At 28.5% G+C, this 2,615-nt stretch carries 4 protein-coding genes; all 4 read left to right on the top strand.

Annotated features, from left to right (window positions below; translation table 11 throughout):
- The first annotated feature begins 186 nt into the window (after positions 1–186).
- Positions 187–435 (top strand): HAD hydrolase family protein, encoded by a 249-nt coding sequence (locus QZ286_RS01710; protein WP_291255249.1) that lies wholly within the window; start codon positions 187–189, stop codon positions 433–435.
- 127 nt (positions 436–562) lie between these two features.
- Positions 563–1,435, top strand: coding sequence for a LysR family transcriptional regulator (locus QZ286_RS01705; protein WP_291255248.1), 873 nt, complete (start codon positions 563–565; stop codon positions 1,433–1,435).
- A 9-nt stretch (positions 1,436–1,444) separates the two neighbouring features.
- A complete protein-coding gene (gene gmhA / locus QZ286_RS01700) occupies positions 1,445–2,020 on the top strand; it encodes a D-sedoheptulose 7-phosphate isomerase (RefSeq protein ID WP_291255247.1) in 576 nt (191 codons plus the stop codon).
- 310 nt (positions 2,021–2,330) lie between these two features.
- A partial coding sequence (locus QZ286_RS01695; RefSeq protein WP_291255246.1) for a hypothetical protein occupies positions 2,331–2,615 on the top strand: 285 nt, incomplete at its 3' end.

Genomic DNA, 2,615 nt, shown 5'->3' with positions numbered 1-2,615 from the left:
TATACTAGCTGAAGGACTAAGAATAAGACAAGTTGTCTAAAAATAAAAAGAACCGTAGGAACTACGGGGATAGCTTGGTAAATATAGTTGGCTAACAAAAGCAACTATTTCCCAAGAAGAAGCTCCCACTTCAAAAATTACGAAATAATTTTAAGTGGGAGAGGTTCACTAGTTAGGAGTGAATTTATGATAAAAGCAGTATTTTTTGATATAGATGGAACATTGGTAAGTTTTGAAACACATAGAGTCCCTGAAAGTACTTTGAACTCAATAAAAGAGTTACAAGCAAAAGGAATAAAAGTATTTGTAGCAACAGGAAGACACCCTTCAATACTTAGTGAGGGGAATAATGTAAAAGAGATAGCTGACTATGTTACAAGTAGTGTAGATGAAGATGGAGTTTATAAGGCTTTAAAACATTTTGAAATGATATAATAAATTTATAGCAACTGTAAAATAAAATATAAAAATTTAATAAAACATTATACTTTAAAGAGATTTTATGATAAAATAAACATATGATCATATTGATTGTATATATAATTTTAGGGAGTTGGTGGGCTTGGATTTACATTACTTAAAAATATTTTATGAGGTGGCTAAGGAGAAAAGTTTTACAAAAGCTGCAAGTAAACTTTACATAAATCAATCAGCTGTTTCTATTCAAGTTAAAAAATTTGAAGAGATATTGAATGCAAAGTTATTTGATAGAAGCTCGAAAAAAATAAAATTAACTTATACAGGTGAAGCTCTATATAAGATGGCTGAGGATATTTTCGAAAAGGTAAAAAGAGCTGAAAAAGAGATATCTAGAATTATAGATTTGGATAGAGCAAAAATATCTATTGGAGCAACTTCAGTGATAGGTGAACCCCTTATTCCAAGATTGATGAAGGGCTTTTCAAAAGCACATGAAGAGATTGAGTATGAGATAACAATTGGAGATAAAAACTGGTTGTTGAAACTTTTAAAAGAGGGAGATTTAGATATACTTATTATAGATGAGGAGCATATCAATGATCCAAATTTAGAGGTTATAACTATTGAAAGAATGCCATATGTTTTAGTCAGTACAAAAGAGTATCACAGTATGGAAAGTGTAGCAAAAGATCCTCTTATAACAAGAAGAAACATACCTAACAATAATGAAGCAATAGCAGCTATTGAGGATAAATATAGAATTACTTTTAACTCAAAAATAAATATAAATGGAAGTCTTGAAGTTATCAAGGGAATGGTAAGAGAAGAGATTGGAAATGTAATATTACCTTATTATTCAGTACATAAAGAGATAGAAAAAGGTGAATTTAAAGTAATATACAAAGTTAATGATGTAAAAGATGGATATCAGGCAGTTATCACTAAGGATAAGAAGAGCTTGATACAAATAATTAAGTTTATTAATTTTATACAAGACTATAAAATTCAGTATTAGGAGGTTTTTATGAACTTGTTAGAATCATATAAAACTGAACTTTCTCTATTAGAAAATTTTATAAAAGAGGAAGAGGAGAGAAGAGAGACTGAAAAAGTGGCTAAGGAATTAGCTGATGTTTTTCAGAAAGGGAATAAAGTATTGATCTGTGGAAATGGTGGAAGTAACTGTGATGCTTTACATTTTGCAGAGGAGTTTACAGGTAGATTTAGAGGAGATAGAAGAGCATTACCAGCAATAGCTATTTCAGATTCTTCACACATCACATGTGTGGGAAATGACTATGGATTTGATCATATCTTTTCTAGAGGTGTAGAAGCTTATGGAAAAGAGGGGGATATGTTTTTTGGTATCTCTACTAGTGGAAATTCACCAAATGTGATAAAAGCAGTTGAAGTCGCTAAAAAAATGGGAATGAAAACTTGTGTTCTACTTGGAAAAGATGGAGGAAAACTTAAGGGAATGTGTGACTATGAGTTTGTAATTCCAGGGAAAACATCTGATAGAGTACAGGAGATACATATGATGATACTACATATAATTATAGAGGGTGTAGAAAGAATTATGTTTCCTGAAAACTACTAGAAATTTTTAAAATACTAAAGGGATGAATGTTGGAAAACCTCATTGTATTTTCAGAATATGTAGAAGATATAGAAAAGAGAAGATATTGCAGTATAGTTGTCTGCAAATTAAATGGAAAAATATGAGTTTAATAGTATTAAGAATATTTATAAAGAGAGGTTTTTACTAAGTTAAATTAGTTGCTATATTAAAAAAATACCTAGAATACTACTATAAGTTTAGTGTATATACTATTGTTAAGAAATTATATATATCATTGAAATATAGATATATATGTATTAAAAAAACTATTGAAGTAGGGAGAAAATATATGTTAAATGATTATGTATTTTCAAGTGGAGTTTATGGAATTGATTCTTTTGATAGTTTATTCCAATTCTCAAAATTAAGAGAACAAACTATTAATACTAATTTTATGTTTAGACTTTTAATTCAAGAATTAGATATGACTGATGATATTCTTTTTACTGGAGAACAAATAAAAGCAAAACATTTTGATTATAAAAATGGAGTTTTTGCTTTTGCAGGTGTAATTTATGAGAAAGATTATCAATTAATAAAATTATTAAGAACAGCTGTTAAAAATAAAACTTTT

The sequence above is a fragment of the Fusobacterium sp. genome, from assembly GCF_019012925.1.
Lineage (GTDB): Bacteria > Fusobacteriota > Fusobacteriia > Fusobacteriales > Fusobacteriaceae > Fusobacterium_A.
Note: the sequence above shows the minus strand (reverse complement) of the source record. Positions and strands in the feature narration are given on the sequence as shown.